This window comes from Elizabethkingia argenteiflava (assembly GCF_009904105.1).
Classification (GTDB): Bacteria; Bacteroidota; Bacteroidia; order Flavobacteriales; family Weeksellaceae; genus Elizabethkingia; species Elizabethkingia argenteiflava.
Genome location: NZ_JAAABJ010000188.1, coordinates 1 through 2,051, shown reverse-complemented (window position 1 = coordinate 2,051; position 2,051 = coordinate 1). Strand labels below are relative to the sequence as shown.

Here is a 2,051-nt window from a genome sequence, read left to right as displayed (position 1 = left end):
TTCTGAATAAATCCCGCTCTGAATCAATACTCATAAATTCTGAAGTTAAGTCTATGGAGATTAACTCAAGATCTGACAATTTGGGATTGCGGATTTGATTTAAAAAATTCATTTTACTTTCAATTGTCATCAGTATCTCTAATATTTCTTCATAATTTGCGGTAAAACTGTTCATATTTAATCGTTTGTTAGACTATTAAATTTAGGTATTTATCTAATAATGAGCAGCTCCTTTTTTTTTATCCTAAATGCACCACGGGTTATATATTATAAACCTATTGATTTTAAAAAGCAATTGTTTTAAATGGCGTTCGCTTTCAGCTCACCTGCTTTTTATATGTTCTTACGGACAAATTTATTAATAGTCGGAAAAAACAAAGAAATTTTCCCTTTTGGGGTGTGTAAGAAAAAAAATAATGTGGGAAACTCAAAAAGAAAGCAAAAAAAATATACGCTTTATAGTTTTTTTTACTAACAAACTTTATAATCATTTCGGGGTATGTAAGAAATCATAGTTTAAAGAATTGCTTCTAATAATGTGTTTCAGGCTTTTTTTACTTGCTATAAATATAATTAAGTATATATAATATTTATTAAAGAAAAAAAGTATTATAAAACAATGTGGATAAGTGTATAAATATAAAAAGTCAAAGAGATACACTTCTGTTGCAGAAAAAAAACAGATATCTAAACTTGAACAGGCTTCAATAGAGCCTGATTTAAGCAAGATAAATTCTTTTTATAAGGTAAAACAACCGAAGAGAATATAAAAATGATTAATTCGCGCTTAAAAGCGCTTAATTTGAAATTCTATTTGGATGTAGTAACTGTGATTTTATTAATTATCAACAAAAAAGGGACTCTATTAGTGAGCTGACCCCTACTTGGAGAATGCTGCAAAAGCGACCACCAATATGTTGTGAATTCTATGTGCTATGAAAGCTGAGTTACATTAGTGGATTATTAGAAATAAATGAAGCACATAGAATTTACAACTTGTGTTCTAAAGTTTCCATTCGGGCCTAAAGTAAGATACAACCGTGTAATTATTTGATAAACATATATGTATTATTCTTTAACTTGGTGAAATTCCTTTTTTCTGATAAATACTCACCAAATAAGCAAAAGATTTTTCCATCTTTAATTTTCCGGTTCTTACCTGATTGTCCAAATCTCGAATTAAGGCATCAAAATCGGCTTCTTTTTCTTTTTGCATAGAAGGTTAGCTTGGCCTTGAGTTAAGCCATAAACGGTCAATTTACAGGAGAATTTTTGAACATCTATTGAGTTTTGAAAGCTAATTTCTAATTGTTTGAATTTTTGGGTGTTCATTTGTATTATAACCCAATGGTAGGAGCGTCCACGCTTTTTAAGTTCGAAATCAATTTCAATATCTGTATTTTCATTGATTTGCTTTTTTGCAATGTCTAAAACATATTTTTTAAAGTCGTTTATTCTTTTAAATTGTTCATTCCCTTTTTTGTCAATTAATCCGAGCATTTTTTTTAACTCTTCAATTTCAAATCGTTTACTTGCCAAACTCCGCCATTGACAGGCAGTTCCGTAAAACCTTTTGGCATATTTAGAAGAACAGTTTAAACCCAATTTCAACTGCATTGCAGTAAAATTGTTTTTCAGTTCAAAAAAATAGGGCAGAGCTTCATCATTTAGTTTAACTGAAAAAGAACCAGTTCCGAATAAATATTTAACACTAGAAAAAAGCCATATTTGTTCTAAACTCTCCTTTGTTTCTATTTCAAACATTCGAGAACCAATACTTTCAGTTGCTTCCCGCAATTGCTTTAAATTCTATTTACGCCCCGTAATAGCTTCAATGTCCTGAATGTGGATGTATATTCCAATTGACCCACTTCAAGAGAAGAAAGCACCATAAAAAGAATATCCATCATAACGGCAGAATAACCATGTAGGCTTCCCTTTTTTAGTACGATTTAAAATTAGACAATTTTTCATATTGTACCCAATTTATTTTCTGTTAATTTATAACAGCAAGTTTCTGTTTTTCCTTTTCTCTGTATTTCACAGGAGAC

Annotated in this window: 2 protein-coding genes and 1 pseudogene; all 3 read right to left on the bottom strand. The window is 29.9% G+C overall.

Annotated features, from left to right (window positions below):
* Positions 1-175, bottom strand: a pseudogene (locus tag GNY06_RS15435) (IS982 family transposase); the annotation flags it as partial.
* A 900-nt stretch (positions 176-1,075) separates the two neighbouring features.
* The gene (locus GNY06_RS13935; protein ID WP_244614328.1) at positions 1,076-1,216 is read right to left on the bottom strand and encodes a hypothetical protein; all 141 of its coding nucleotides are present in this window, start codon (positions 1,214-1,216) and stop codon (positions 1,076-1,078) included.
* The gene (locus tag GNY06_RS01540; RefSeq protein ID WP_244614327.1) at positions 1,180-1,797 is read right to left on the bottom strand and encodes a replication initiation protein; all 618 of its coding nucleotides are present in this window, start codon (positions 1,795-1,797) and stop codon (positions 1,180-1,182) included. Before GNY06_RS01540 ends, GNY06_RS13935 begins: the two co-directional genes overlap by 37 nt.
* Between the last annotated feature and the right edge of the window lie 254 nt (positions 1,798-2,051).